A 25,187-nucleotide genomic window follows, 5' to 3' on the forward strand; every position below is an offset into this window, starting at 1 on the left:
CTTAAGCCGGAATTTTCAACCCGATTGGCGGCCCGCTATCCACTCCGAACGCTGCCTGTGGCTTGGCGGCGCGGAGGTTTCGCCCGCGCCGAGAAGCCATCCGGCCGTCAGTTCGCCTCGCGCCTGACCTCGTTCGGCACGGCTTGCGGCGTGCCGGCGGGGGTCGGCAGGGCGACCGGGCGCAGGCCAATCAGCTCGGCGGTGCGGATCGCGCTGTCGCGCCAGAACTGGAACGAGTTGATGCGGCTGAGCTCGAGGATGGCGATGGCGACCGCGGCCAGGAACGGCAGGCTTTGCAGCACCAGCACGCCGGCGAAGATGTAGATCTCGGTGATCTGCCGGAAACTGTTGGAGGCGATCAGCACGCCGGCGCCGATCAGGAGCAGGGCGCCGATCACGGCCTCCCAGAACGCCTGGAACTCGATCGACATCCTGGACAGGCCGCCCTTGGAGGTGCGCGCGAAGGCGATGTGCTCGGTGATCAGTCCCTGCGCGACCGCGCGCGACACCGTCCACTGCACGCTCATCGCCGCGATCATCGCACCCAGCATCTGGCCGGGTTTGATCGCGACGCGCGCACGGTACATCGACAGGAAATGCGCCAGCGAGACGACGAAGGCGCCGATGATCGGCAGCGTCAGGATCTTGTCGGGGATGGCGATGTCGGCAAAGGCAACGATCGGCACCCAGACGAGGTTGAGCAGCGCCACGACCACGCCGAGGCTTTCGGCTCCCAGCCAGTTCAGCCAGCCGAGGCCGTATTCGCGCTTCTGGTCCGGCGTCAGCCGGCTCCGGCCGGGCAGGAAGTGCCGCCAGTGCTTCTTCACGATCTGGAGGCCGCCATAGGCCCAGCGGTGACGCTGCTTCTTGAAGGCCTCGTAGGTGTCGGGCAAGAGGCCCTGGCCGTAGCGGTGGTTGGTGTAATGCGTGACCCAGCCGAGCTCCTGGATCGCAAGGCCGAGATCGCTATCCTCGCAGATCGTGTCGCTCGACCAGCCGCCGGCCATGTCCATCGCGGCGCGGCGGATCAGGCACATCGTGCCGTGCACGATGATGGCGTTGGCCTCGTTGCGCTGGACCATGCCGATGTCGAAGAAGCCGGCATATTCGCCGTTCATGATGTAGTGCATGATCGACAGGTCGCCGTCGCGATGTTCCTGCGGCGCCTGCACGAGGCCGACGCGCGGGTCGGCGAAAGCCGGCACGAGGTCCTTCAGCCAGTCGGGATCGACGACATAGTCGGCATCGAGGATGCCGATGATCTCGGCATCGACGGCGGTGCGGTCCATCGCGATGCGCAGCGCGCCGGCCTTGAAGCCCTGCACCTTCTCGGCGTTGATGAACTTGAAGCGTTCGCCAAGCGCACGGCAGTGGTCCTGGATCGGCTGCCAGAAGGCGGGATCCGGCGTGTTGTTGATGATGACCACGCATTCGTAGTTCGGGTAGTTCAGCCGCGACAGCGCATCGAGCGTCTGCTTGAGCATCTCGACCGGCTCGAAGTAGGCCGGGATGTGAATCGAGACCTTCGGGTAGTAATTTTCGGGAACGTTCTCGACCGGCTTGCTCTTGGCGAGCAGCCGCTGCGGCGGCCGGCCGAAGGCGACGGCCGCGATCTCGTCGATGCGCGCCATCGCGATCAGCACCAGCGGAACAAGCAAGATCATGCCGAGCGTCAGCGCGAAGGCCGAGCCGAAGATGAAATAGTGGCCGTTCCAGAACGCGAACACGGTGGCGGCCCAGGCACCGACGCCGTTGGCGGTTGCCGACAGCAGGAACGCCTGCTTGGCGGTTGGCTGCTGCAGCCGCAGGATCGGAAGCGACAAGAGGACGCCGACCAGCAGCGCGATCGTCATCAGCTTCCAGTAATCAGGGTTCTCCACCGGGCCGGTCCAGGCGAATTTCGGCTCGCGGCTGGCGTTGAGGATGCCCCAGTACGGACCGACGCCGCCTTCGAAGAACTTCCAGGGCTGATCGATCGCTTCGACGATGTTGTATTCCATGCCGATGGCTTCGGCGCGGCTGACGAAGTTGCGCAAGGTCAGCGCCTGCTGGAACGGACCGGGGTCGGCGTTGCGTAAGTTGTAGCCCTGGCTCGGCCAGCCGAACTCGGCGATCACGATGCGCTTGCCGGGGAACAGGTTCCGCAACAGGTTGTAGCGGTCGACGGCCTGGTCGACCGCCTGGTCCGAGCGGAAGTTTTCCCAATAGGGCAGCACGTGCGCGGCGATGAAATCGACGTTGGAGGCAAGGTCCGGATTGTCGCGCCAGATGTTCCAGATCTCGCCGGTCGTGACGGGCACGCGGACCGAGCCCTTGACCTTCTTGATCATGTCGATGAGGTCTTCGACCTTCTGCTCGCCGCGGTAGATCACCTCGTTGCCGACAACGACGCCGACGACGTTGCTGTTCTTGCGGGCGAGCTCGATGGCGGCCTTGATCTCGCGCTCGTTGCGATCCTTGTCCTTGTCGATCCAGGCGCCGACGGTGACCTTGAGACCGAACTCGGCCGCGATCGCCGGCACCAGCTCCACGCCGCCGGTGGACGAATAGAGGCGGATCGCGCGCGTCATCGTCGAAAGCGTCTTCAGGTCGGCGCGGATTTTCTCGACGGTCGGGATGTTGTCGATGTCGGGATGGGCCGAGCCTTCGAACGGCGCGTAGGAGACGCTGGGGAGCAGACCCCTGAAGTCGGGCGCGGGTTCCTTGTCGCGCAAGACTCCCCACAGCCCAGCATGAAGTGCGGACACAAGCAACAGAACGGCGGCGACAACGCGCATCGCGGCTAAACCAAAAGGGGCTGGGGTGGCAGGGAAGCGGATCTGACCCCGAGATCCGACCGAGTCCGCGGCAAATGGAGCATATCTCTGCCGCGCGGTTTCACAACTGTCATGGCCTCATGTCCTTATGAGGGCATGTCCTTTTTCGAAGAACGCGTCGCAGTGCCAATCGTTTCTATGGCCGGTCGTTCATGAACGGAGGCTGAAGCGACCCGCTGCTATTTCTGGGGCGCTGGTGTCGGGCTTGCCGCTGGCGCGGGGCTCGCGGCGGGCTGCGGGGCCTGCGCGTTGCCTGATGTCGGCGCTGCCGGCTGGGATGCCGCGGCCGCCGCCTGCTGCGGCTGGGAGGCCGGATTGATCCAGCAGGCGTGCACACGGCTGTCCAGGGTCTCGGCGACCTTGGGATCGATCTGGCCGCCGAAGCGGGTCAGGCAGCGGAAGGCGGCCTGGATGTGGCCGCCGGGGCAGCCGAAGCGGTCGTAGAGGTCGAGATGGCGGAACGCGGTATCGAGGTCATCCCGCCACATCAGCCGCACCACGCGCCGGCCGAGCCAGACGCATTCGGGGTTGCCGGCCGGGCCGTTGATGACCTGGGCGGCTTCGGCGAACTCGTCGGTGCGGCGCTGGTTCTGGGCGGCGTCCTTGGCGGCGGCGTCGGCGGGCTGGGCGGCGGCTTTGCCCTGATCGGGGGCGGGCGTGCCGCTCTGGGCGGAGGCGCCAGCGAGACCAGCCAGGGCCAGAAGAGAGGAGACGGCCAAGGTAGCGGCGAACTGCCGCAGGACCGCATTTCGTGACTGACGCACCCGTTGCCGCATGAATTCCCCAACTTCTCCGCTGACCGCCCGCGTCAGGATCCCGCGGACGCGTCGGTGATGGCGTCCAAATGGGTCTCCAATGCGGCGGAAAATTCCCGGCCAGTTGCATGACCTGTATTTCGAATTTTGTCCAGCAAAGTCACGATCCTAGGCCTCTGTCGAACGGCCGCAGGTAAATTCCTTGGGGGAGGGAGGGATCCGCTCCGAACCACCCCCTTGGCAGATGGCGCGCGAGCAGGTAATCGACGGCGCTTCGCGGAGGACGGAACCGATTTCACTTCGTACGCCACTGGCGCTTCTGCTCGTTTCACTGGGTGCGATTGCTGCCGTGTGGTGGTGGCTGGCCACGCCAATCACGCTCGCGCGCGCCCCGATCGACCCCGCCGACAAGGTTCAGTGCGTCTCCTACGCGCCGTTCCGCGGCGAGCAATCGCCGCTGAACGCATGGACCCATATCGAGGCCGACCAGATCGAGCAGGACCTGCGCCAGCTCAAGGAGATCACCGACTGCGTCCGCACCTATTCGATGGAGAACGGGCTCGACCAGGTTCCGGCGATCGCCGCCAAGGTCGGCGGGCTCAAGGTGCTCCAGGGTATCTGGCTCTCCAGCAACCGCGCCAAGAATTTTGAGCAGGTCGCGCTCGCCGTTCGCCTCACGAAGGAATACCCCGACATCATCACCTCGGTCATCGTTGGCAACGAGGTGCTGCTGCGCGGCGAGATGACGACGGCCGACCTCGTCTCCTTCATCCGCGCGGTGAAGGTGCAGGTTCGCGTGCCCGTCACCTATGCCGATGTCTGGGAGTTCTGGCTGAGGAATCGCGAAGTCTACGAGGCCGTCGACTTCGTGACGATCCACATCCTGCCCTATTGGGAAGACGTTCCGGTGCGCGCGAAATTCGCGGCTGCCCATGTCGAACAGATCCGCGAGCGCATGGCGGTGGCGTTTCCGGGCAAGGAAATCCTGATCGGCGAAACCGGCTGGCCGAGCGAAGGGCGCATGCGCGAGGGCGCGCTGCCGTCGCGCACCAACCAAGCGCGCGTGGTCTCTGAAATCCTGAGCCTTGCGAAGGCGCAGAAGTTCCGCGTCAACCTGATCGAGTCCTACGACCAGCCGTGGAAGCGCAAGCTGGAAGGTACCGCGGGCGGCTATTGGGGTCTCTATGACTCCGTGCGGCGGAACCTGAAATATCCGCCGGGCGAGCCGATCAGCAATTTCCCGTACTGGAAATGGTACATGGGCGCGGGTATGGGCCTTTGCGCGCTGGTGTTCGCGGTCGCTATCATCACGCTGCGCCGGCGGCCCTGGACGCCGCGCTTCTCGACCTGGCTCGGCGTCGCCATCTCGGCGACCACGGCAGGCGTCCTGCTCGGGGTCGGCGCCGACAAGGTATACTATGAGAGCTACGGCTGGGGCGGCTGGCTGCACTGGGGTGCGCTGCTCGCCGCCGGCATCCTGTCGCCGATCTTCTGCGCGCAGGCGCTGGTGATCGGCCGCAGCCTGCCGACCTTCCTTGACCTGCTCGGCCCGAGCGAGGGGCGGAAATGGTCAAAGCTCACCGCCGTGCTCGGCCTCACGCTGGCGGTGACGGCGGTGATCGCGGCACAGACCGCGCTCGCCTTCGTGTTCGACCCGCGCTACCACGACTTCCCCTACGCCGCGCTGACGATGGCGGTGGTGCCGTTCGCGATCCTGATGCTGAACCGGCCGCAGATCGGCGTGCGTCCGATCGCGGAAGCGGTGTTCGCAGGCGTGCTCGCGCTGTCGGCCGCCTATGTGCTCTTCAACGAAGGCCGCGACAACTGGCAGTCGCTGTGGACCTGCGCGATGTATCTCTTGTTCGCGCTCACGCTGTGGCGGGCGCGGGCCGAGCAAAGCCAAGAATGAGCAGGCCGATCGCGAGGCCCGACAGCACGACATTGTAGAGCACGATGCCGAGGCCGGCGGCGACAACGCCGACGGTGAGCAGCACGATCGACGGCCGCATCAGGTTCAGCGTCGCCACCACCAGCGCGACGATGCCGAACACCGAATTCTTGAACAGTACGGTCGAGACCGAACGCGCCTTGCACATCAGGGTCTGCAAGCCGGCGTCGCAGGCAAGTCCGACGTTCGAGTTCTCGATGCCGAGATAGCGCAGATAGATCGCATAACCGACGGCTACGAAGCCGACAACGATCAGGAACTGCACCTGGTAGGGCGTGAGGCGGAAGGGCTTTTTTGTCATGCGCGCAATATGGTCGGGATGACGGGAGGGGGCAACAGGGGCGACCAACTTTTCTGTCCGTCGCTCGCAAGCCGTTAGACTGGCAGTACAGTCAGGATCTTTGGTTCGCGTGCTATCTTTGTGGCAGATGGAGGGGCCGAAATGGATGTAGAGCAGGTTCAAGACAGGAAGAGTTTCGTCGAGTTTGTGGCGGCCATGCGCAACGAATTGCTAGTAGGGGCCAAGGGCTGGGAGAATGTCGATCTTGCTGACTTCCTCGAAGCAATGACGGCATGGGCACATGACAGCCATAGCCCCGCTAACCCAAATCCGTGGCGGCACGCGGCTGCCTTGATGTGGGCGGGTAAGCTATACGAGTAGCGCTCGCTGAAATTAAATTCGGCACAAAATTGATACTGATGTCGGTAGCTAACCGATCCAATCGGCACGACCATTCCCTACCGCCTGAAGAACGACGACAACGTCGATCCCGCCGCGGCCGTCTCCGGCTTGGCCGGTGCTGCCGGCTGCGCCGCAGGTGCAGGCGCGGGCTCCTCGCGCTTCGACGAGCGCTTTGAGGAATAGCTGCGGCGGCGCTTGTCCGGCTTGGCGGTGGGGGCGGGCGCAGGTGCGGTCTCGGCTTGCGGCGCCGCATCCGGATTCTTCTCGGCGTTCTTTTCCTGAACCCGGTCCTGAGACTTTTCTTGTCCCTTCTCCGAACCGCCGCGCATCGACAGGCGCTGGCCGTCGAACACGGTGGTCTCGCAGTGACGGTCGTTCTCGGCGAGACCCGCGCAGAGCTTTGCTGCGGCGGCCGCGTTGATCAGCGGGCCGGCGCCCAGTCGGAGCTGCATGCCGAGGCCGGTGGTGCCTTCCTTGATCATGATGATCGGCCGCAGCGTGGCAACTTCCGGATTCGATTTGGTCACGCCGCGCCAGAGCGCGCGCAGGCCGTCGATCGAGTTGGCGCCGCCGAGATCGATCGCAAAGCGCGTTTGCTGAACCGCGATCGCGGGAGCCTCGCTTTCGGTTGCCTCCGGCGGCTTGGCTGATGCGGCTGTGATTTCGGTCGGGGCGGGTGTCGGCTCGGGCTTCTTCTCGGCGGTCTTCTCGGTTGTCTTTTCAGTCGTCTCGGGCTGAGTCAATTTCGACGCGGCGGGATCAGGCGGTGCCATGATCGACTTGGAGGGCACCAGCGGAAGCATCGGCAGCGCCGATGTCGTCGCCGGCGACTGCTGCACGAGGGAGGCTGCGGCCGCGCTCTGCGGCGGCGGGCTCGACGGCTCCTTCGCAGTCTCCTTCACGGTGTCTTTGGTCGCCTCCTTCGCCTGTTCCTTTGCGGCTGCCGCGCGCGGCTTGTCGCTGGATGGAGATGGCATCGAGGCGACCGGCGCGACGCTCGGCGCCGCAGGCTGCGCGTCGGGCGCCGGCGTGTCCTGCGGCTTCGCGCTCTGCCTGGCGATGGCGCCGGTGACGGAATCGAGCCCTTGCTCGAGCACGGTGACGCGCGAATAGAGCCGGTCGCGATCAGCGTTCAGCGTCTCGACGGCGGCGGCGAGGCGGCGCGCCTCGTTCTGGCTTTCCCTGGTCAGCAGCTGGAGCCGGTCGGCCTGGCGCACGAGATCGGCGGACGCCATCTGGTCGCGCCGCCAGCCGAGCTGGGCTTGGTTGGCCATCACCGCGATGACGACGGCGCCGACGGCCGCAACGCCCCAGGAGCCCAGCCGCCACATCATGCGGCGGTCGAACGCGCTTTCCTCGGCCAGAAGTCCGGAGAACAGCCCGCCAGTCTCCTTGGTGCCGAAGGCATCCGCCAGTGGGTCGGAATCCTTTGCCATGAACGTTAAGTGCCCAGCCCCGTTCAGCTTCCCCGAATCAATCAGGGAACATTAACAGGAAAAGCGTGTCGCACTTGAATTCCGGGCGTTTGCGGGGGTAGCAAGGCGGGCAGCATAGGGCGGCCTGCCGCCTGCCGCGCCAGTTGATTCGGCCGTATCTGACAGGATCTCGATGACCGCCCGCTCCAGCCTCACGATCGTGCTCGCCGCCGGCGAAGGCACGCGCATGCGCTCACACCTGCCGAAAGTGCTGCATCCCGTCGCTCACCAGACGCTGCTCGCCCATGTGCTCACCGCCGCTCCCAAGGGAACCGGCACCTCGCTCGCCGTCGTGATCGGCCCGGATCATCAGGCGGTGGCCGATGAGGCGAGGCGCATCCGCCCCGATGCGGTCACTTTCGTGCAAGCCGAACGGCTCGGCACCGCGCATGCGGTGCTGGCGGCGCGCGAGGCGATCGCGCGCGGCGTGGACGACCTCTTGATCGCCTTCGGTGACACGCCGCTGATTTCGGCCGAGACCTTTGCGCGTCTGCGCGCGCCGCTGGCCAACGGCGCCGCGCTCGCCGCGCTCGGCTTCCGCGCCGCCGACCCCGCCGGCTATGGCCGCTTCATCGTCGAGGGCGACCGCCTGGTCGCGATCCGCGAGCAGGCCGATGCCAGCGCGGACGAGCGCAAGATCGATCTGTGCAACGCCGGCGTGATGGCGATCGACGGGCGCCGCGCGCTCGCGATCCTGGATAAAATCGGCAATGCGAATTCCAAGGGCGAATATTATCTGACGGATGCGGTCGAGATCGTCCGCGAACAGGGATGGGAGTCCGTGGTGATCGAGACCAGCGAGGACGAGGTGCGCGGCATCAACACCAAGGCGCAGCTCGCCGAAGCCGAGAGCGTGATGCAGGCGCGCTTGCGCAAAGCCGCGATGGAGGCCGGGGTGACGCTGATTGCGCCCGAGACCGTTTATCTGTCCGCCGACACCGTGTTCGGCAAGGACGTCACCATCGAGCCGTTCGTGGTGATCGGCCCGGGCGTCTCGATCGCCGACGGCACGGTGATCCACTCCTTTTCGCACATCGTCGAGACCACGCTCGGCAGGAACGTCTCGATCGGACCCTATGCGCGGCTCAGGCCCGGCACCTCGCTCGGCGACGGTGCGCGGATCGGCAATTTCGTGGAGACCAAAGCGGCGACGCTGGAGGCCGGCGTCAAGGTCAACCATCTCTCCTACATTGGGGACGCCACCGTCGGCGCCAATTCCAACATCGGCGCCGGCACCATCACCTGCAACTACGACGGCTTCAAGAAGCACAAGACCATCATCGGGCAAGGCGCCTTCGTCGGCACCAACTCCTCGCTGGTGGCGCCGGTGAAGATCGGCAACGGCGCCTATATCGGCTCCGGCTCGGTGATCACGCGCGACGTGCCCGACGACGCGATGGCGCTCGAGCGCAACCAGCAGACCATCAGGGAAGGCGGCGCGGCGCGCTATCGCGAGATGAAGACGCGCGGCAAGAAGCCGGAGAAGTGAGCGCTATTCGTCGTCGGCGAATTCGGAGAAGATCGCGCGGGTCAGGCGCCAGCCGCGCGGCTTGGCGCGCTTGGCCGGCTCGCCCTGCGGGTGCTTGGTGAAGACGGGCTTGCTTTCCTTGCCGCGCTGGGGCGGCGGCCAATGGGCGAGGTGCGTGCCCGTGGTCTCGCTGGCACGCAGATACAACGACGACAGACCTTTGCGGTCGGATGAGCCTTTCATGGCCTTGTTCTCCTGACCGGAATCGTTGGTCAAACTTGTTGACAACAAGTTAACGTGCGGGGTTAAAGGCCGGCCACATCGACGCAGGCCGGGCAATGGCGCCGGCGAATGCTGTCTCAATCAGCAATAATTATTGAGTATCTGGTTCCTTAGGAACTTCGCTAAAAACTGAGCGCGTCGTTTTGGCGATTTTTCGACGATTTGGGGGATATTGATCCGCATGTGCGGGATTGTTGGCATTCTCGGGCGCGAACCGGTTGCAGAGCAATTGGTGGATTCGCTCAAACGTCTTGAATATCGCGGCTACGACTCCGCGGGCGTCGCCACGCTCGAAGGCAGGCATCTCGAGCGCCGCCGCGCCGAGGGCAAGCTGAAGAATCTGGAGAAGCGGCTGGAAGCCGAGCCGCTGAAGGGCACGACCGGCATCGGTCACACCCGCTGGGCCACCCACGGCAAACCGACCGTCAACAACGCCCATCCGCATGCGACCGAGCGCGTCGCCGTGGTCCACAACGGCATCATCGAGAATTTCCGCGAGCTGCGCGAGGAGCTCGAGAAGAACGGCACGGTGTTTCACACCGAGACCGACACCGAGATCGTACTGCATCTCGTCGACGACCTGCTCACGCGCGGCAACAAGCCGGTCGAGGCGGTGAAGCTGGCGCTGGCGCGGCTGCGCGGCGCGTTTGCGCTCGGCTTCATCTTCGCCGGCGACAACGATCTGATGATCGGCGCCCGCAACGGCCCGCCGCTCGCGATCGGCTATGGCGACGGCGAGATGTATCTCGGCTCCGACGCCATCGCGCTCGGCCCGTTTACCGACACGATCAGCTATCTCGAGGACGGCGACTGGGTGGTGCTGACCCGCAATAGCGCCACGATTTTCGACAAGGACGGCCACGCGGTCCAGCGCGAGAAGATCAAGCACGCCGCCTCGACCTCGCTGGTGGACAAGGCCAATTACCGCCACTTCATGGCCAAGGAGATCCACGAGCAGCCGGAAGTGGTCGGCCACACGCTGGCACGCTACGTCGACATGGCGACCGAGCGCGTCTCGCTGCCGGTCAAGCTGCCGTTCGACTTCAAGAACATCCAGCGCATCAACATCACCGCCTGCGGCACCGCGAGCTATGCCGGCTTCGTCGCCAAATACTGGTTCGAGCGCTTCGCGCGCCTGCCGGTCGAGGTCGACGTCGCCTCCGAATTCCGCTACCGCGAGGCGCCCTTGCGCAAGGGCGATCTCGCCATCTTCATCTCGCAATCGGGCGAGACCGCCGACACGCTGGCGGCGCTGCGCTATGCCAAGGCCGAGGGCGTGCACACGGTGGCTGTGGTCAACGTGCCGACCTCCACGATCGCGCGCGAGAGCGAGACGGTGCTGCCGACGCTGGCCGGGCCCGAGATCGGCGTCGCCTCGACCAAGGCCTTCACCTGCCAGCTGATGGTGCTCGCAAACCTTGCGATCGCGGCCGGCAAGGCTAGAGGCGAATTGTCCGACGAGGACGAGACCAAGCTCGTTCACGGACTCGTCGAGATCCCGCGCCTGATGTCGGATGCGCTCACCACCGAGCTCCAGATCGAGAAGCTGGCGCGCGAGATCGCGAAATCGCGCGACGTGCTCTATCTCGGCCGCGGCACCAGCTTCCCGCTCGCGCTCGAAGGCGCGCTGAAGCTGAAGGAGATCTCCTACATCCACGCCGAGGGCTACGCCGCCGGCGAGCTGAAGCACGGCCCGATCGCGCTGATCGACGAGACCATGCCGGTCGTCGTCATCGCACCCTACGACCGGGTGTTCGAGAAGACGGTGTCGAACATGCAGGAGGTCGCCGCCCGCGGCGGCAAGATCATCCTGATGACCGACGCGAAGGGCGCGGAGGAGGCGACCGTCGAGTCGCTCGTCACCATCGTCATGCCCGACATGGCGGCGGCGTTCACGCCGATGGTCTATGCCGTCCCGGTGCAGCTGCTCGCCTATCATACGGCCGTCATCATGGGCACCGACGTCGACCAGCCGCGCAATCTCGCGAAATCGGTGACCGTGGAATAGGCAGAAGGGATCAGGCTGCGCTCTTCCAAAACCTGCTAGAAGACCCTAGCTTGAATGCAGCGACTGACCTGGAACCCGAATGACCACCCGCGACGACGCGCCTGCGCCGCTTGATCCCATCCCGGAACCGCATACCGGCCTGATGGGCCGCATCCGCAACTACTTCCTGACCGGCCTCGTGGTGACGGGGCCGATCGCGATCACTCTCTATCTGGTCTGGTGGTTCGTCACCTGGGTCGACGGCGTGGTGCGGCCGTTCGTGCCGCTGGCCTATCGTCCGGAAACCTATCTGCCGTATGTCGTCCCCGGCTGGGGACTGATTGTCGCATTCTTCACGCTGACGCTGGTCGGCTTCCTCGCGGCCAACCTGATCGGACGGACGCTGGTCGATGTCGGCGAGACCTTCCTCGGCCGCATCCCGGCGGTGCGCGCCATCTACCGCGGCCTGAAGCAGGTGTTCGAGACGCTGTTCTCGGGCAAGGGCTCGAGCTTCCGCAAAGTCGGCCTGGTCGAGTTTCCGTCGCCGGGCATGTGGTCGATCGTGCTGATCTCGCAGTCGCCGAATGAAGAGGTCGCGCGCAGCCTGCCCGGGCAGGAGGAGCACGTCTCGGTGTTCCTGCCGTGCTCGCCGAACCCGACCACGGGCTTCTTCTTCTACGTGCCCAAGAGCAAGATCGTCGAGGTCGACATGAGCACCGAGGATGCCGCGACCCTGATCATGTCGGCCGGCGTGGTGCAGCCGGGCGCGGCACCCGACCCGAAGAAGGCCGCGGCGCTCGCGGGCATGGCGAATGCCGCGCGCATCGCCAATGCGTCGGCACTCCAGCCCCAGCCTGCGAAGGTGGAGTAGGGCCATTCCCCTGCGGGATGGCCGCGATCACGCCAGGCCTCGCATCGTCTGCTAGTCTTCCGGTTGAATCGGGCGCATCGCTCGGTGTTCGACCTGGAGTGCACGATGTCCAAGACGACGTCAAAGACCATTGCGATCCTCGCGCCCGGTGCCATGGGCAGCGCCGTGGCCCGCCGCCTCAGCGAAAACGGAGCGCGCGTGCTGACGTCGTTGAAGGGGCGGAGCGAGGCGACGCAAAAACGCGCGGCGGATGCCGGCATGATCGGCGCGGACGACGAGGCGATCGCCGAGGCCGACATCATCCTCTCGATCGTGCCGCCGGGCGAGGCCGTTGCACTCGCCGAACGCCTCGCCGCGCTGATCGTCCGGCGCGCGAAGAAGCCGGTCGTGGTCGATTGCAACGCCGTCAATGTCGACACCGTGCTCAGGATCGAGGAGATCATCGGCTCGGCGCAGGCGCCGTTCGTCGACGCCGGCATCATCGGCTTCCCGCCGCAGCCCGGCGGCAAGAGCCCGGCCTTCTACATGTCCGGCGAGCACGCCGGCGATGTGGCCGTTCTGAAGGAGCTCGGCCTCGACATGCGGATCGTCGAAGGCCCGGTCGGCGCGGCTTCCGCGCTCAAGATGTCCTACGCCGGCATCGTCAAGGGCCTGGCCGGCATCGGCTCGGCCATGGTGATCGCGGCAACGAAAGCGGGCGCCGCGGATGCGCTGCGCGACGAACTCGCGCTGAGCCAGCCCGCGGTCCTGGCCCGGCTCGAAGTCGCGCTGCCGGACATGATCCCGAAGGCCTATCGCTGGGTCGCGGAGATGCGGGAGATTTCCGGCTTCCTCGGCGCCGATCATCCGGCCAGCCAGATCTACGAGGGCTTTGCGCGCTGGTTCGAGCACCTCGCCGAGGACGCGAAAGGCGAGGCGGTGGATGCCGGGCTGATGAAGGCGTTCGCCGCGAGCATCGCGCAGAAGAAGGCCTAGTCGTCCGGTCTCACGTCGTTGACTTGCCGTCCATTGGCGCGGAATCCAAAAATTCCTGGACGTCCCGGTTGCGTTTCAGGCGCACGACCGGGACGTCAGCGCATGGCAGGAAGGTTGCATGAAGTCGGCCGCGGCGAAAGGGCAAGTCTTCTGAAACGGCTCTATCCACGTCGTCATTGCGAGGCTCATCTGTTATTGTCTCTGCGGAAGCAGTTCTTCTGCAACGGGAGTTCGAATGAGAGTGCTGGTGATCGGCGCAGGAGCGCTCGGAGGTTATTACGGAGCTTGCCTGGCCCGGGCCGGCGGCGACGTGACCTTTCTGGTGCGGCCCGCGCGGGCCGAGCAGTTGCGGCGGGATGGATTGCAGGTCGTGAGCCCACACGGCGACTTTGCCGTGCAGCCGAAGATCATCCTGGCAAGCGATCTCAAGGAGCCGTTCGACGTTGTGCTCGTCGGGGTGAAATCCTATTCGCTCGACGATGCGATGGCCCAGTTTGCCCCGGCAGTCGGCGCCAACACGATGATTCTGCCGATACTCAACGGGTTGAAACATATCGACGCTCTGACTGCGCGGTTCGGCGCGGCGCGTGTCCTCGGCGGGTTGGCGAATGTCAGTGCCGGCCTCGATGCGGATGGCCGTGTCGTTCAGTTCATGGCCAATCAGACGATTGTGTTTGGCGAGATCAAGGGTTCGTTGAGCGAGCGTGCGCTCGCGCTGGAGGCACTGCTCCAGGTCCCCGGCATCGACGTGCGCGCCAGCGAAGCGATTATGCAGGACATGTGGGAGAAATTCGTCCAGCTCAGCACGCTGGCCGGCATCACCTGCCTGATGCGCGCAAGCATCGGAGACATCCTGGCCGTGCCGAACGGCGAACAGTCTATCTTTCGGTTATTCGCGGAATGCTGCACCGTTGCGACGGCTTCGGGGTTCGAGCCGCGCGCCCCGTTCATCGAGTTTGACCGAAAACTCTTCACGACCCTGGACTCGCCGCTCAAGGCCTCGATGCTGCGCGATATCGAGCGCGGCTCGATCACCGAGGCGGAGCACATCCTCGGCGATATGGCCAATCGTGCCCGTGCGCTGGGCATCGACACACCGCTGCTGGATCTCGCCCGCGCGCATGTGGCGGCCTACGAAGTGGGGCGCCGAAGAGCAGCAGGCTAGCCCGCCCCGATCAGCGGGATCGCTTCGTCGCGCTCGTAGAGATACAAGAGGCATCTGAGCGCTTCGCCGCGCTCGCCCTTCAGCTTCGGATCGTCCTTGAGGATGCGTAGCGCCTCGTCGCGGGCCTGGGTGATGAGCTGGCCGTGCACCTCCGAGCGCGCGATGCGGTAGCCGGGCAGGCCGCTCTGGCGCACGCCCAGCACGTCGCCTTCGCCGCGCAGCTTGAGGTCCTCCTCGGCGATACGAAAACCGTCGGTGGTCTCGCGGATCACCTTCAGCCGCGCCTTCGACATCTCGCCGAGTGGCTCGGAGTAGAGCAGCAGGCAGGTCGAGGCCTCCGAGCCGCGTCCGATGCGGCCGCGCAGCTGGTGGAGCTGGGCGAGGCCGAAGCGTTCGGCGTTCTCGATCACCATGATGGTGGCGGCCGGCACGTCGACGCCGACCTCGACCACGGTGGTCGCGACCAGCAGCCCGATCTCGTGGGCGGCGAACTGGCCCATGACGCGGTCTTTCTCGGTTCCCTTCATCTGGCCGTGGACGAGGCCGACCCGGTCGCCGAAACGCTTCTGCAAATTCTCGAAACGTTTGGTCGCATTGGTGAGGTGCTCGGTGCCCTCGGCCTCGGATTCCTCGACCAGCGGGCAGATCCAGTAGACCAGCTTGCCAGCCTGGAGCGCGCGGCCGATGCTATCCGTGACCTCGTTGAGGCGGCTCATCGAGATGGTGCGGGTCTCGATCGGCTGGCGGCCGGCGGGTTTTTCGCGCAGCTCGCTGATGTCCATGTCGCCGAAATAAGTCAGCACCAGCGTGCGCGGGATCGGGGTTGCGCTCAGCACCAGCACGTCAACGGCTTCGCCCTTCGAGGTCAGCGCGAGCCGTTCGCGCACGCCAAAGCGGTGCTGCTCGTCGACCACGGCGAGCGCGAGGTCCCGGAAGATCACGTCGTCCTGGATCAGCGCATGGGTGCCGACGAGCAGGTCGATCTCGCCCTCGGCAAGCTGGGCGATGATCTCGCGCCGTTCTTTGCCTTTTTCTCGGCCGGTGAGGATCGCGACCCGTAAGCCCGCGCGCTCGGCGAGCGGCGCGATGGTCTTGATGTGCTGGCGCGCCAAAATTTCCGTCGGCGCCATCAGCGCGGCCTGCTTGCCGACTTCGGCCACCGCTGCGGCCGCCAGCAGCGCGACCACGGTCTTGCCGGAGCCGACGTCGCCCTGGAGCAGCCGCAGCATGCGCACCGGCTGTTGCAGATCGCTCGCGATCGCCGCGGCGGCGTCGCGCTGGGACAGCGTCAACGCATAGGGCAGGGCGTCGATGATCTTGTTGCGCAGATGCCCGTCGCCGGCATTGCGTATGCCTGCCGGGCGGCGCAATTGCGCGCGGATCAGGGCCAGCGCGAGCTGGCCGGCCAGCAGTTCGTCGAAGGCGAGGCGCGACCAGAACGGCCGATCGGGCAAAATGTCCGTGAGCTCGACCGGCTGATGCACGCGGGTGAGGGCTTCCGCGATTGGCGGGAAGTGGCAGCGGCGCATCACCTCCGGGCTGATCCATTCCGGCAAGGCGGGCAATTTCTGAAGCGCTTGCGCGATTGCGCGGCGCAGTGAGCCGAGCGCGAGGCCCTCCGTCAGCGGATAGACCGGGTCGATCCCTGAGAGTTTTGAAATCGCCTCCTCGTCCAGCACGCGGTCGGGATGCACGATCTGGGGGATGCCGTCATACATCTGTAGCGTGCCGGAGACGTAGCGCTTCTCGCCCACAGGCAGCAGCTTTTCGACATAGCCAGGCTTGGCGCGGAAGAAGGTCAGCACGACGTCGCCAGTCTCGTCGCTGGCGTAGACCAGATACGGCGCCCGCGCGTTGCGCGGCGGGGGCGGGCGGTGGCGGTCGACGGTCACCTCCAGCGTCACCATGGTTCCCTGCACGGCGTCGCGAATCTTCGGCCGGGCGCGGCGGTCGATGACCTGGCTCGGCAGGTGCAGCAACAGATCGACCAGCCGCGGCGTCTCGTTGCGGCTGAGCAGGTACTGCAGCAGCTTGTCCTGTTTCGGACCGACGCCGGGCAGGCTGGTCACGGGAGCAAACAGCGGATTGAGCAGGCTGGGGCGCATCGGGGGAATCTAGGATCGTTTCGGCCCGTCATGCCCGGCTTTATGCCGTGCATCCACGTCTTTTTTCACGGCTCTGCGGGGATGGCCGGGATAAAGCCCGGCCATGACGAATTGGCAGACGGCAGTGCCACAACAAAGAGCTGACACCGGCCCCCCAAGTAGCTATATCACGCCCGCCCGGCACGTCCGGGCTTTCGGCGTTTGACTGGAATTGAGACATGACGGGAACGACACGATCGAGCAACGGGCTGGACGACCGCCGCAAGCGGCTGCTGTTCCGCTGCTGGCACCGCGGCACGCGCGAGATGGACCTGATCCTCGGCCGCTTCGCGGACGCCGAGATCGGCAATCTGTCCGATGCCGAGCTCGACGAGCTCGAGCACCTGCTCGAGGTCAACGATCCCGACCTCTATGCCGCCATCACCGGCGACAAGGTGCTGCCGGCCGATGTCACAGGCGCGCTATTTGCCCGTATCAAGGCGTTCCCGATTACGGACGGCGATTTATGAAGCAGGGGATGAAGTCGCCGGCCGAGCTGCTCACGCCCGGCCGCGCCCTGACGCTTGCCAATGTCGCTGAAGGTGCCGAAGGCCTCGTCATCTCGGATCTGGCGCGCGCCATCGCGGCGCGGCCGAAGAAGCCGGCCGTCAGCCTTGCGGTGGTCTGCCGCGACGGCGCGCGGATGCAGCAGCTCGAACGCGCGCTGCAATTCTTCGCGCCCGATCTGCCGGTGCTGACCTTCCCGGCCTGGGACTGCCAGCCCTATGACCGCGTCTCGCCGCATGGCGGCATTTTGGCCCAGCGCCTGACCACGCTGGCGCGGCTTGCGCCGCTGACCGGCAGCGACAAGCCGTTGATCGTGCTGACCACGGTCAACGCAATCGTGCAGCGCGTGCCCGCGCGCGAGCTCGTCGCGGCGCAGGCGCTGTCGGTCGCCCCCGGCAATGTCGTGCCGATGGACACCATCATCGCCTGGCTCGAGCACAACGGCTACAACCGCTCGTCGACCGTGCGCGAGCCCGGCGAATACGCCGTGCGCGGCGGCATTCTGGACCTGTTTCCGGCCGGCCTCGACCAGCCGGTTCGCTTCGACTTCTTCGGCGACAGCCTGGAATCGATCCGCTCCTTCGACGCCGAGACCCAGCGCACGCTGCTCGACATGCGCTCGCTCGATCTGGTGCCCGTCTCCGAATTCCAGCTCGTCACGGACACCATCCGCCGCTTCCGCATGGGCTATGTCGCCGAGTTCGGCGCGCCCGAGCGCGACGATGCGCTGTACGAGGCCGTCAGCGAAGGCCGCCGCCATCCCGGTATGGAGCACTGGCTGCCGCTGTTCCAGGACCGGATGGATACGCTGTTCGACTATCTGCAAGGCGCAGTGATCGCGATCGAGCCGCAGGCCGAGGACGCCGTCCGCGAGCGCTTCAAGCAGATCCTCGACTATTACCAGGCCCGCCGCGAGGCCATGGAGCATCCGGGCGGCGGCGCCATCTACAAGCCACTGCCGCCGGACCGGCTGTATTTCACCGAAGAGGAGTGGACCAGGCGCCTCGGCGACGTCCCGCTGGTGCGCCTGACGCAATTCTCCGTGCCGGCGGATGGCACTGGTGTCGTTGATGCCGGCGCGCGCAAGGGCCGCGACTTCGCGCCGGAGCGCAACGACACCACCGTCAACGTGTTCGAATCCGTGGTCAGCCACGTGATGGCCTTGCAGGCGCAGCGCAAGAAGGTCGTGATCACGCTGTGGAGCGAAGGCTCGCGCGACCGCATGACCTCGATGCTGCGCGACCACAAGCTGGCCCACACCACCAGCGTCAACAGCTGGCGCACGGTGCAGGCGACCCCGCGCAACGAGACTATGCTCGCCGTGCTCGGCCTCGACAGCGGCTTCGAGACCGACGAGATTGCGCTCATCAGCGAGCAGGACATTCTCGGCGACCGCCTGGTGCGGCCGCGCAGGGCGAGCCGCAAGCTCGACAATTTCATCTCGGAGGTGACGAGCCTTGCCGCGGGCGACATTGTCGTCCACGTTGATCACGGCATCGGCCGGTTCGTCGGCCTGCAAACGCTAGACGTCGCCGGCGCGCCGCATGATTGTCTCGAGCTGCACTATGCCGCCGAAACGAAACTGTTCCTCCCCGTCGAGAACATCGAGCTGCTGTCGCGCTACGGCTCAGACCAGACCACGGTCGAGCTCGATCGTCTTGGCGGCAGCGGCTGGCAGACCCGCAAGGCGAAACTCAAGAACCGCATCCGCGAGATCGCGGACGAGCTAATCAAGATCGCCGCCGCGCGCCATCTGCACGAGGCGCCGAAGCTGCCGGTGCAGCCGGGCCTCTATGACGAGTTCTGTGCACGCTTCCCCTATGACGAAACCGAGGACCAGCTAGGGGCGATCGAATCGACCCTGAAGGATCTCGAACTCGGCCGTCCCATGGACCGGTTGATCTGCGGCGACGTCGGCTTTGGCAAGACCGAGGTGGCCTTGCGCGCGGCCTTTGCCGTGGCGCTCGAAGGCAAGCAGGTCGCTGTCGTGGTGCCGACCACGCTGCTGGCGCGCCAGCACGCAAGAACCTTCACCGAGCGTTTCAAGGGCTTTCCGGTGAACGTGGCGCAGGCCTCGCGCCTGATCCCAACCAAGGAGCTGAACCAGGTCAAGAAGGGCATTGCGGACGGCTCCGTCGACATCGTCGTCGGCACCCACGCGCTGCTCGGCAAGGCGATCAAGTTCCGCGATCTCGGCCTCGTCATCGTCGACGAGGAGCAGCATTTTGGCGTCACTCACAAGGAACGGCTGAAGGCGCTTCGCTCCGAGGTGCACGTGCTGACGCTGTCGGCAACGCCGATCCCGCGCACGCTCCAGCTCGCCCTCACCGGCGTCCGCGAGCTCTCGATCATTGCCTCGCCTCCGGTGGACCGCCTTGCGGTGCGCACCTTCGTCGCCCCGCACGATCCCTTGATGATCCGCGAGGCGCTCTTGCGCGAGCGCTATCGCGGCGGCCAGGCGTTCTACGTGGTGCCGCGCATCGACGACCTCGCCGAGGTCAAGGACTTCCTCGACAAGAACGTGCCGGAGATGAAGGTCGCGGTCGCGCACGGGCAGATGCCGCCCGCCGTGATCGAGGACATCATGACCGCGTTCTACGACGGCAAGTTCGACATTCTGCTGTCGACCACGATCGTCGAATCCGGCCTCGACATTCCCAACGCCAACACGCTGATCGTGCACCGCGCCGACATGTTCGGCCTTGCCCAGCTTTATCAGCTCCGCGGCCGCGTCGGCCGCTCGAAGCTCCGGGCGTACGCGCTGTTCACGCTGCCGGCGCAGCAGAAGATCACGACGCAGGCCGAACGCCGGCTCATCGTGCTGCAATCGCTGGAGACGCTGGGCGCGGGCTTCCAGCTCGCCTCGCACGACCTCGACATCCGCGGCGCCGGCAATCTCCTCGGCGAGGAGCAGTCCGGCCACATCAAGGAGGTCGGCTTCGAGCTCTACCAGTCGATGCTGGAGGAGGCGATCGTCAACCTCAAGGCCGGCGTCTCCGAGCCCGCCGCCGACCGCTGGTCGCCGTCGATCACGATCGGCATGCCCGTGCTCATCCCGGAGGATTACGTCAGCGATCTCTCGGTCCGTCTGTCGCTCTACCGGCGCCTGGCCGATCTCGACACCGAGGAGGAGATCGAGAATTTTGGCGCCGAGATGCGCGACCGCTTTGGCGTGTTGCCCGACGAGGTGCGCTATCTCTTCAAGGTCGCCGCGATCAAGGCGTTCTGCCGCAGGGCCAATGTCGAGAAGATCGACGCCGGCCCGAAGGGCGCCGTCATCGCCTTCCGCGACAATTCGTTCGCCTATCCCGATCGCCTGGTGACGTTCATCCGCAGCCACGGCCAGGCTGCGAAGGTGCGGCCCGACATGAAGGTGGTGTTCCTGCAAGACTGGGAAACGCCGGAAGATCGGCTCGCCGGCACCACCGAGATCATGCGGCAGCTCGCACAACTCGCGCAGGCCAAGAAGGCGGCCTAGCGGTCATCGTGTCCCGGACAAGCGCAGCGAAGCGGAGCGCAGAGCCGGGACCCAGTTCTTTCCTGGCCGGCCATCATTCAAGTTTGGCGCGGGGCACGGACCAATTCATAAGCCTGGTCGATAAGTCCATGCGAATTGCGTCATCTAATCGCACTGCGGACCATCGCCTATAACAAGCTTGCGAAGGGCGATCACGCCCGCCGGCGCGCGTGCGCCCGGGAAGCAACTGCGGTGTACAGGAAATCCATCATGAAACCGCAAGCCGCGGTCGTCGCATTGCTTGCGCTGACGGCCATGCCATTGGCCCGCACGGAGGAGACTGCCGCCATGACCGGATCAAGCCCCGTGCTAACGTATGAGGATGTTCGGAAAGTCGCCCCGGCACTGGAGGCGTACACGCAGAACCGTCTCCTCGGCGATGTCTGGAAACGGCCCGGCCTCGCGCCGCGCGACCGCAGCATCGTCACATTGGCAGCGCTGATCGCGCGCAATCAGACGATCGAGATGCCGTATCATTTCAATCTTGCGCTCGATAACGGTGTCAAGCCGCGCGAGATTTCGGAGATCATCACTCATCTCGCCTTCTACGCCGGCTGGGCCAATGCGATGTCGGCCGTCGCCGTTGCCGAGGACGTCTTTGCCGCCCGCGACATCGGCGCCGCGCAGCTTCCGGTCGTCTCGGTGACGCCGTTGCCGCTCGACGAGGCTGCCGAGGCGCAACGTGCTGCGTTCGTCCAGGACCAGTTCGGCGCGTCCTTTCCGGGCGTCGTGCAGTACACCACCGACGTGTTGTTTCGTGATCTTTGGCTGCGTCCGGACCTCGCGCCCAGGGACCGCAGTCTCGTCACTGTCAGCGCGTTGATCGCCAACGGGCAGATGGCGCAGCTCACGCCGCACCTCAACAGGGCGATGGACAACGGCCTGACCCAGACGGAGGCTTCGGAAGCCATCACGCAACTGGCGTTCTATGTCGGCTGGCCTAACGTGTTTTCGGCAATGCCCGTGGCGAAGGATGTGTTCGCGAAGCGGCCACATTAGCCGTATCTCACCGCCATTGGCGCTTGGCCGAGGTGACATCTCAGTCCCGGTGGCGGAGCGCCTCGACAAGGAGTGCAAAGGCGGCTGAGGGCTGGCGCCGGCTCGGGTAGTAGAGGTGGTAGCCGGGATAGGGAGGGCACCAGTCCTCCAGCACCCTCTTGAGGCGCCCCTTGTTGATGTGGGACCGCACCAGGCCCTCCGGCAGATAAGCCAGCCCCAGGCCCGCAAGCGCCGCCTGGAGCATCTGGGTGGTGGTGTTGAAGACCAATTGGCCGTCGACCCGAACCTTCAACTCGCGAGAGCCCTTTTCGAACTCCCAAGAGTACAATCCGCCATGGGTCGGCAAGCGCAGATTGATGCAATTGTGCTCGACCAGTTGCGAAGGCTTCTTCGGCTCCGACCGGCTCCGGAAATAGGACGGAGCGCCGACGACGGCCATGCGCGCGTCGGGGCCGATTCGCACAGCAATCATGTCCCTCGCGACTTGCTCGCCATCCCGCACGCCGGCATCGAAACGTTGCGCGACGATATCCGTCAGTCCGTAGTCGCTGACGATCTCGAGCTTGATGTCGGGATATTCGCGTAACAGCTTCGCTAGCTTCGGCAGAAGGACGGCGTCGGTGGCATATTCGGTCGCCGTAATGCGAATGGTACCGGAGGGCTTTTCCCGGAGCTCGGTCAAGGCGACGAGTTCGGTCTCGATCTCCGCGATCCGTGGCCCCACGTTGCGCAACAGACGTTCACCCGCGGCCGTCGGCGACACGCTGCGCGTGGTGCGCGTCAACAGGCGCAGTTTCAGCCGCGCCTCGAGCTCCTTGATGGTGTAGCTGAGCGCGGACTGCGAAATGCCAAGCTTCGCGGCGGCTCTCGTAAAGCTGCCTTCGCGGGCGACGATCAGGAAGGCCGCGAGGTCGTCGAGATTTCCGCGCTGCATTTATCGATCCTCCTTATAAGTCCATGCCGATCATAGTGGCTAGTCCGCATAGCCGCACGCATTAGATATGGCGCAGTCCCGCGAGGTGAGGCGAGCTCGGCATATGGATCGATCGGACATTCCCTTCCGGCAATGCGAGAGGTGCGCTGCGGACGCCCCGAGCGCGCTGACGCGACGGAGCATGCTGTCAGGCGCTGCCGGATTGGCCATGCTGGCATCGTCGCACGCGGGCTTTGCGAGGGCCTCGGACGAGACTGGCCCGACAACGGGAAGGCAAGCAACTATGGATATCAAACGCAACGGCTCACGCCCCTCCGGCAAGGGCCCCGAAGCATGGTTCTCCGGCACGGTCCGTGTCGATCCGCTCTTTCAGTTGGGTGACCCGATACGTCTGAGCGGCGGTCAAGTAACTTTCGAACCCGGTGCCCGAACCATGTGGCACACCCATCCGCTCGGCCAAACCCTGATCGTCACGTCCGGCCTGGGCTGGGTGCAAAGCGAGGGGGGACCGATCGAGGAAATCCGCCCCGGCGACGTCGTCTGGTTTCCGCCCGGCGAGAAACACTGGCACGGCGCCACCGCGACAACCGCGATGACGCATATCGCCATCACGGAATCGCTCAACGGCAAGAATGTCGACTGGATGGAGAAGGTCAGCGACGAACAGTATCGCAAGTGATGTCGCGCCCTCGGTTGGCGACATGACCAGGAGACCGAACATGCAGATGCGCAAGCTTGGCGACAGCGGCCTCGCGGTCTCGGCCATTGGCCTCGGCTGCATGGGCCTGAACTATCATCGCGGCCCGGCGCCGGAACGGCACGAGATGATCGCGCTGGTCCGGGCGGCGGTGGAGCGCGGTGTCACCTTCTTCGACACCGCCGAAGTCTACGGCCCGTTCACCAACGAGGAGTTGGTGGGCGAGGCGCTGCAGCCGGTCCGGAAAGACATCGTCATCGCGACCAAGTTCGGCCACGATCTCGGTCCCGCCGACGCGCGGCGTTCCGGCGGGCTGGACAGCCGCCCCGAACGGATCCGGCAGGCGGCCGAAGGCTCGTTGAAGCGGCTGCGGATCGAGACCATCGACCTGTACTATCAGCACCGCGTCGATCCCAACGTCCCGATCGAGGACGTCGCCGGCGCGGTGAAGGATCTGATCGCCGCGGGCAAGGTCAGGCATTTCGGCCTCAGCGAGGCCGGCGCCGCTACCATCCGCCGCGCGCACGCGGTCCAGCCGATCGCGGCGATCCAGAGCGAATACTCCCTCTGGTGGCGTCAGCCCGAGACGGAGGTGTTGCCGGCTTGCGAGGAGCTGGGGATCGGCTTCGTCCCCTTCAGTCCACTGGGCAGGGGCTTCCTCACCGGCAAGATCGACGAGACCACCAGCTTCGGCGGCAATGACAACCGCGCCGGCCTGCCGCGCTTTACGCCCGAGGCCCGCAAGGCGAACCGGCCGGTCGTCGACCTGCTGGCTCAGATCGGTGCCCGGAAACGTGCCACGCCGGCGCAGATCGCATTGGCCTGGCTGCTGGCGCAGAAGCCGTGGATCGTCCCGATCCCCGGCACGACCAAGCTCGGCCGTCTCGACGAAAACATCGCTGCGGCCGCGGTCGCGCTGACACCCGACGATATCAGGCACATCGACGCCGCGGTCGCGCAGATCACCATCACAGGCGACCGTTACCCGCAGGCGGAAGCTGCACGTACGCAGCGCTGACGGCACGTACGACGACCCGACAGATCGACAGGAGAGATATCCATGAACATTTCATTCGAGGGACAGGTTGCGCTGGTGACCGGTGCCGCGTCCGGGCTGGGCCTCGCCACGGCAAAGGCTTTCGCGGAATCCGGGGCGTCCGTTGCACTGGCGGACTGGAACGAGGACGCGGTGAGGGCCGCGGCAGGCGAGCTGGTCACCCGGGGGCACAAGGCCGTCGCCATCCGCTGCGATGTCTCCAATGACGCGCAGGTCGAGGCCATGGTGGCGCAGACCGTTTCCGTCTTCGGCAGGCTCGATGCCGCCTACAACAATGCGGGCGTCCAGAATGTTCTCGCGGAGACCGCCGACACGACCCGTGAGGACTACGACCGCGTCATGGGGATCAATCTCCGCGGTGAATGGAGCTGCATGAAATTCGAGCTGCAACAGATGCGCAAGCAGGGCAGCGGTGCGATCGTCAATTGCTCGTCTCTCGGGGGACTTGTGGGAGGCGCCGAGCGCGGTATCTATCACGCCGCCAAGCACGGCGTCCTTGGTTTCACCAAGAGCGCGGCGCTCGAATATGCGGCACGCGGCGTCCGTATCAACGCCATCTGCCCCGGGCTGATCTGGACACCGATGGCCGACCAGATGGTTGCCGCAGGCCAGGGCGATGCGCTCAGGGCCTTGGAGAAGAGCGTGCCGATGGGACGGGTCGGCCGTCCCGAGGAAATTGCGAGCGCGGTGTTATGGCTCTGCAGCGACGCCGCCAGCTATGTGACCGGACAGTCCATCTCGGTCGACGGCGGGTTCATCATGCGGTGAATACAGCGAACCCGGAGGCCGCCAACCGGACATATGGGTCCGAAAACAGCGACATATGGCCCCTTGCGGAATGCCCGAACAATAGCCATACTCAAGACATCGAGTTTCGGCCGAACGACTTGGCCTCGCCGCTGATAAGC

At 65.5% G+C, this 25,187-nt stretch carries 20 protein-coding genes; 13 read left to right on the forward strand and 7 right to left on the reverse strand.

The features are described 5' to 3' along the window. Positions 1-107: 107 nt before the first annotated feature. Both AB5K84_RS23460 and AB5K84_RS23465 read right to left on the reverse strand, forming a co-directional pair. Positions 108-2,777: a glycosyltransferase gene (locus tag AB5K84_RS23460; RefSeq protein WP_011087385.1), complete on the reverse strand. Its 2,670-nt coding sequence runs from the start codon at positions 2,775-2,777 to the stop codon at positions 108-110. A 218-nt stretch (positions 2,778-2,995) separates the two neighbouring features. After that, positions 2,996-3,592 (reverse strand): hypothetical protein, encoded by a 597-nt coding sequence (locus AB5K84_RS23465; protein WP_011087384.1) that lies wholly within the window; start codon positions 3,590-3,592, stop codon positions 2,996-2,998. A gap of 223 nt (positions 3,593-3,815) precedes the next feature. On the opposite strand from AB5K84_RS23465, the gene AB5K84_RS23470 reads away from it, so the two are divergent. Then, on the forward strand, positions 3,816-5,480 hold the full coding sequence (locus AB5K84_RS23470) for a glycoside hydrolase family 17 protein (RefSeq protein ID WP_011087383.1): 1,665 nt from the start codon (positions 3,816-3,818) through the stop codon (positions 5,478-5,480). Here AB5K84_RS23470 and AB5K84_RS23475 read toward each other — a convergent pair. Then, positions 5,440-5,820 carry a hypothetical protein gene (locus AB5K84_RS23475; protein ID WP_011087382.1) on the reverse strand — a complete coding sequence of 127 codons (381 nt, stop codon included), beginning with the start codon at positions 5,818-5,820 and terminating at the stop codon, positions 5,440-5,442. The two genes, AB5K84_RS23470 and AB5K84_RS23475, sit on opposite strands and share 41 nt — an antisense overlap. A gap of 141 nt (positions 5,821-5,961) precedes the next feature. Between AB5K84_RS23475 and AB5K84_RS23480 the strand changes: the two genes are divergently transcribed. Further along, a complete protein-coding gene (locus AB5K84_RS23480) occupies positions 5,962-6,180 on the forward strand; it encodes a DUF7660 family protein (protein ID WP_038967412.1) in 219 nt (72 codons plus the stop codon). A 77-nt stretch (positions 6,181-6,257) separates the two neighbouring features. Here the strand turns inward: AB5K84_RS23480 and AB5K84_RS23485 are convergent, their stop codons facing one another. Next, positions 6,258-7,637: a hypothetical protein gene (locus tag AB5K84_RS23485; RefSeq protein ID WP_011087380.1), complete on the reverse strand. Its 1,380-nt coding sequence runs from the start codon at positions 7,635-7,637 to the stop codon at positions 6,258-6,260. Positions 7,638-7,809: 172 nt separating this feature from the next. On the opposite strand from AB5K84_RS23485, the gene glmU reads away from it, so the two are divergent. Continuing rightward, complete coding sequence (gene glmU, locus AB5K84_RS23490; protein WP_011087379.1) at positions 7,810-9,165, forward strand: bifunctional UDP-N-acetylglucosamine diphosphorylase/glucosamine-1-phosphate N-acetyltransferase GlmU; 1,356 nt, start codon at positions 7,810-7,812, stop codon at positions 9,163-9,165. Positions 9,166-9,168: 3 nt separating this feature from the next. Here the strand turns inward: glmU and AB5K84_RS23495 are convergent, their stop codons facing one another. Continuing rightward, entirely contained in the window at positions 9,169-9,387 is a 219-nt protein-coding gene (locus AB5K84_RS23495; protein WP_028173960.1) for a hypothetical protein, read from the reverse strand. 220 nt (positions 9,388-9,607) lie between these two features. On the opposite strand from AB5K84_RS23495, the gene glmS reads away from it, so the two are divergent. The 4 genes from glmS (at position 9,608) to panE (ending at position 14,424) form a co-directional block, all read left to right on the forward strand. Beyond that, complete coding sequence (gene glmS / locus AB5K84_RS23500; RefSeq protein ID WP_011087378.1) at positions 9,608-11,434, forward strand: glutamine--fructose-6-phosphate transaminase (isomerizing); 1,827 nt, start codon at positions 9,608-9,610, stop codon at positions 11,432-11,434. A gap of 79 nt (positions 11,435-11,513) precedes the next feature. Continuing rightward, complete coding sequence (locus AB5K84_RS23505; RefSeq protein WP_011087377.1) at positions 11,514-12,284, forward strand: DUF502 domain-containing protein; 771 nt, start codon at positions 11,514-11,516, stop codon at positions 12,282-12,284. A gap of 105 nt (positions 12,285-12,389) precedes the next feature. Continuing rightward, positions 12,390-13,259, forward strand: coding sequence for an NAD(P)-dependent oxidoreductase (locus tag AB5K84_RS23510; RefSeq protein WP_028173962.1), 870 nt, complete (start codon positions 12,390-12,392; stop codon positions 13,257-13,259). A gap of 235 nt (positions 13,260-13,494) precedes the next feature. Further along, the gene (gene panE / locus AB5K84_RS23515) at positions 13,495-14,424 is read left to right on the forward strand and encodes a 2-dehydropantoate 2-reductase (RefSeq protein WP_011087375.1); all 930 of its coding nucleotides are present in this window, start codon (positions 13,495-13,497) and stop codon (positions 14,422-14,424) included. On the opposite strand, the gene recG is transcribed toward panE, so the two are convergent. After that, positions 14,421-16,529: an ATP-dependent DNA helicase RecG gene (recG, locus tag AB5K84_RS23520; protein WP_011087374.1), complete on the reverse strand. Its 2,109-nt coding sequence runs from the start codon at positions 16,527-16,529 to the stop codon at positions 14,421-14,423. The two genes, panE and recG, sit on opposite strands and share 4 nt — an antisense overlap. 218 nt (positions 16,530-16,747) lie before the next feature. Here recG and AB5K84_RS23525 point away from each other — a divergent pair, with 218 nt between their 5' ends. The 3 genes from AB5K84_RS23525 (at position 16,748) to AB5K84_RS23535 (ending at position 21,591) form a co-directional block, all read left to right on the forward strand. Further along, the gene (locus tag AB5K84_RS23525) at positions 16,748-17,038 is read left to right on the forward strand and encodes an FAD assembly factor SdhE (protein WP_011087373.1); all 291 of its coding nucleotides are present in this window, start codon (positions 16,748-16,750) and stop codon (positions 17,036-17,038) included. Next, complete coding sequence (gene mfd, locus AB5K84_RS23530; protein ID WP_011087372.1) at positions 17,035-20,553, forward strand: transcription-repair coupling factor; 3,519 nt, start codon at positions 17,035-17,037, stop codon at positions 20,551-20,553. Before AB5K84_RS23525 ends, mfd begins: the two co-directional genes overlap by 4 nt. A gap of 249 nt (positions 20,554-20,802) precedes the next feature. Next, on the forward strand, positions 20,803-21,591 hold the full coding sequence (locus tag AB5K84_RS23535; protein WP_038967423.1) for a carboxymuconolactone decarboxylase family protein: 789 nt from the start codon (positions 20,803-20,805) through the stop codon (positions 21,589-21,591). Positions 21,592-21,631: 40 nt separating this feature from the next. On the opposite strand, the gene AB5K84_RS23540 is transcribed toward AB5K84_RS23535, so the two are convergent. After that, positions 21,632-22,525, reverse strand: a complete 894-nt coding sequence (locus AB5K84_RS23540; RefSeq protein WP_011087370.1) for a LysR family transcriptional regulator — start codon at positions 22,523-22,525, stop codon at positions 21,632-21,634. Positions 22,526-22,808: 283 nt separating this feature from the next. Here AB5K84_RS23540 and AB5K84_RS23545 point away from each other — a divergent pair, with 283 nt between their 5' ends. From AB5K84_RS23545 to AB5K84_RS23555, 3 genes are read left to right on the forward strand one after another with little or no spacing between them, the layout of a single operon-like run. Further along, positions 22,809-23,204 (forward strand): (R)-mandelonitrile lyase, encoded by a 396-nt coding sequence (locus AB5K84_RS23545; RefSeq protein WP_038967413.1) that lies wholly within the window; start codon positions 22,809-22,811, stop codon positions 23,202-23,204. A 40-nt stretch (positions 23,205-23,244) separates the two neighbouring features. After that, positions 23,245-24,240, forward strand: a complete 996-nt coding sequence (locus AB5K84_RS23550; protein WP_038967414.1) for an aldo/keto reductase — start codon at positions 23,245-23,247, stop codon at positions 24,238-24,240. Between the two features lie 42 nt (positions 24,241-24,282). After that, positions 24,283-25,047: an SDR family NAD(P)-dependent oxidoreductase gene (locus AB5K84_RS23555; protein WP_011087367.1), complete on the forward strand. Its 765-nt coding sequence runs from the start codon at positions 24,283-24,285 to the stop codon at positions 25,045-25,047. Positions 25,048-25,187 lie beyond the last annotated feature (140 nt).

It is taken from the genome of Bradyrhizobium sp. 1200_D9_N1_1 (assembly GCF_052075915.1).
GTDB classification, from domain to species: Bacteria; Pseudomonadota; Alphaproteobacteria; order Rhizobiales; family Xanthobacteraceae; genus Bradyrhizobium; species Bradyrhizobium diazoefficiens.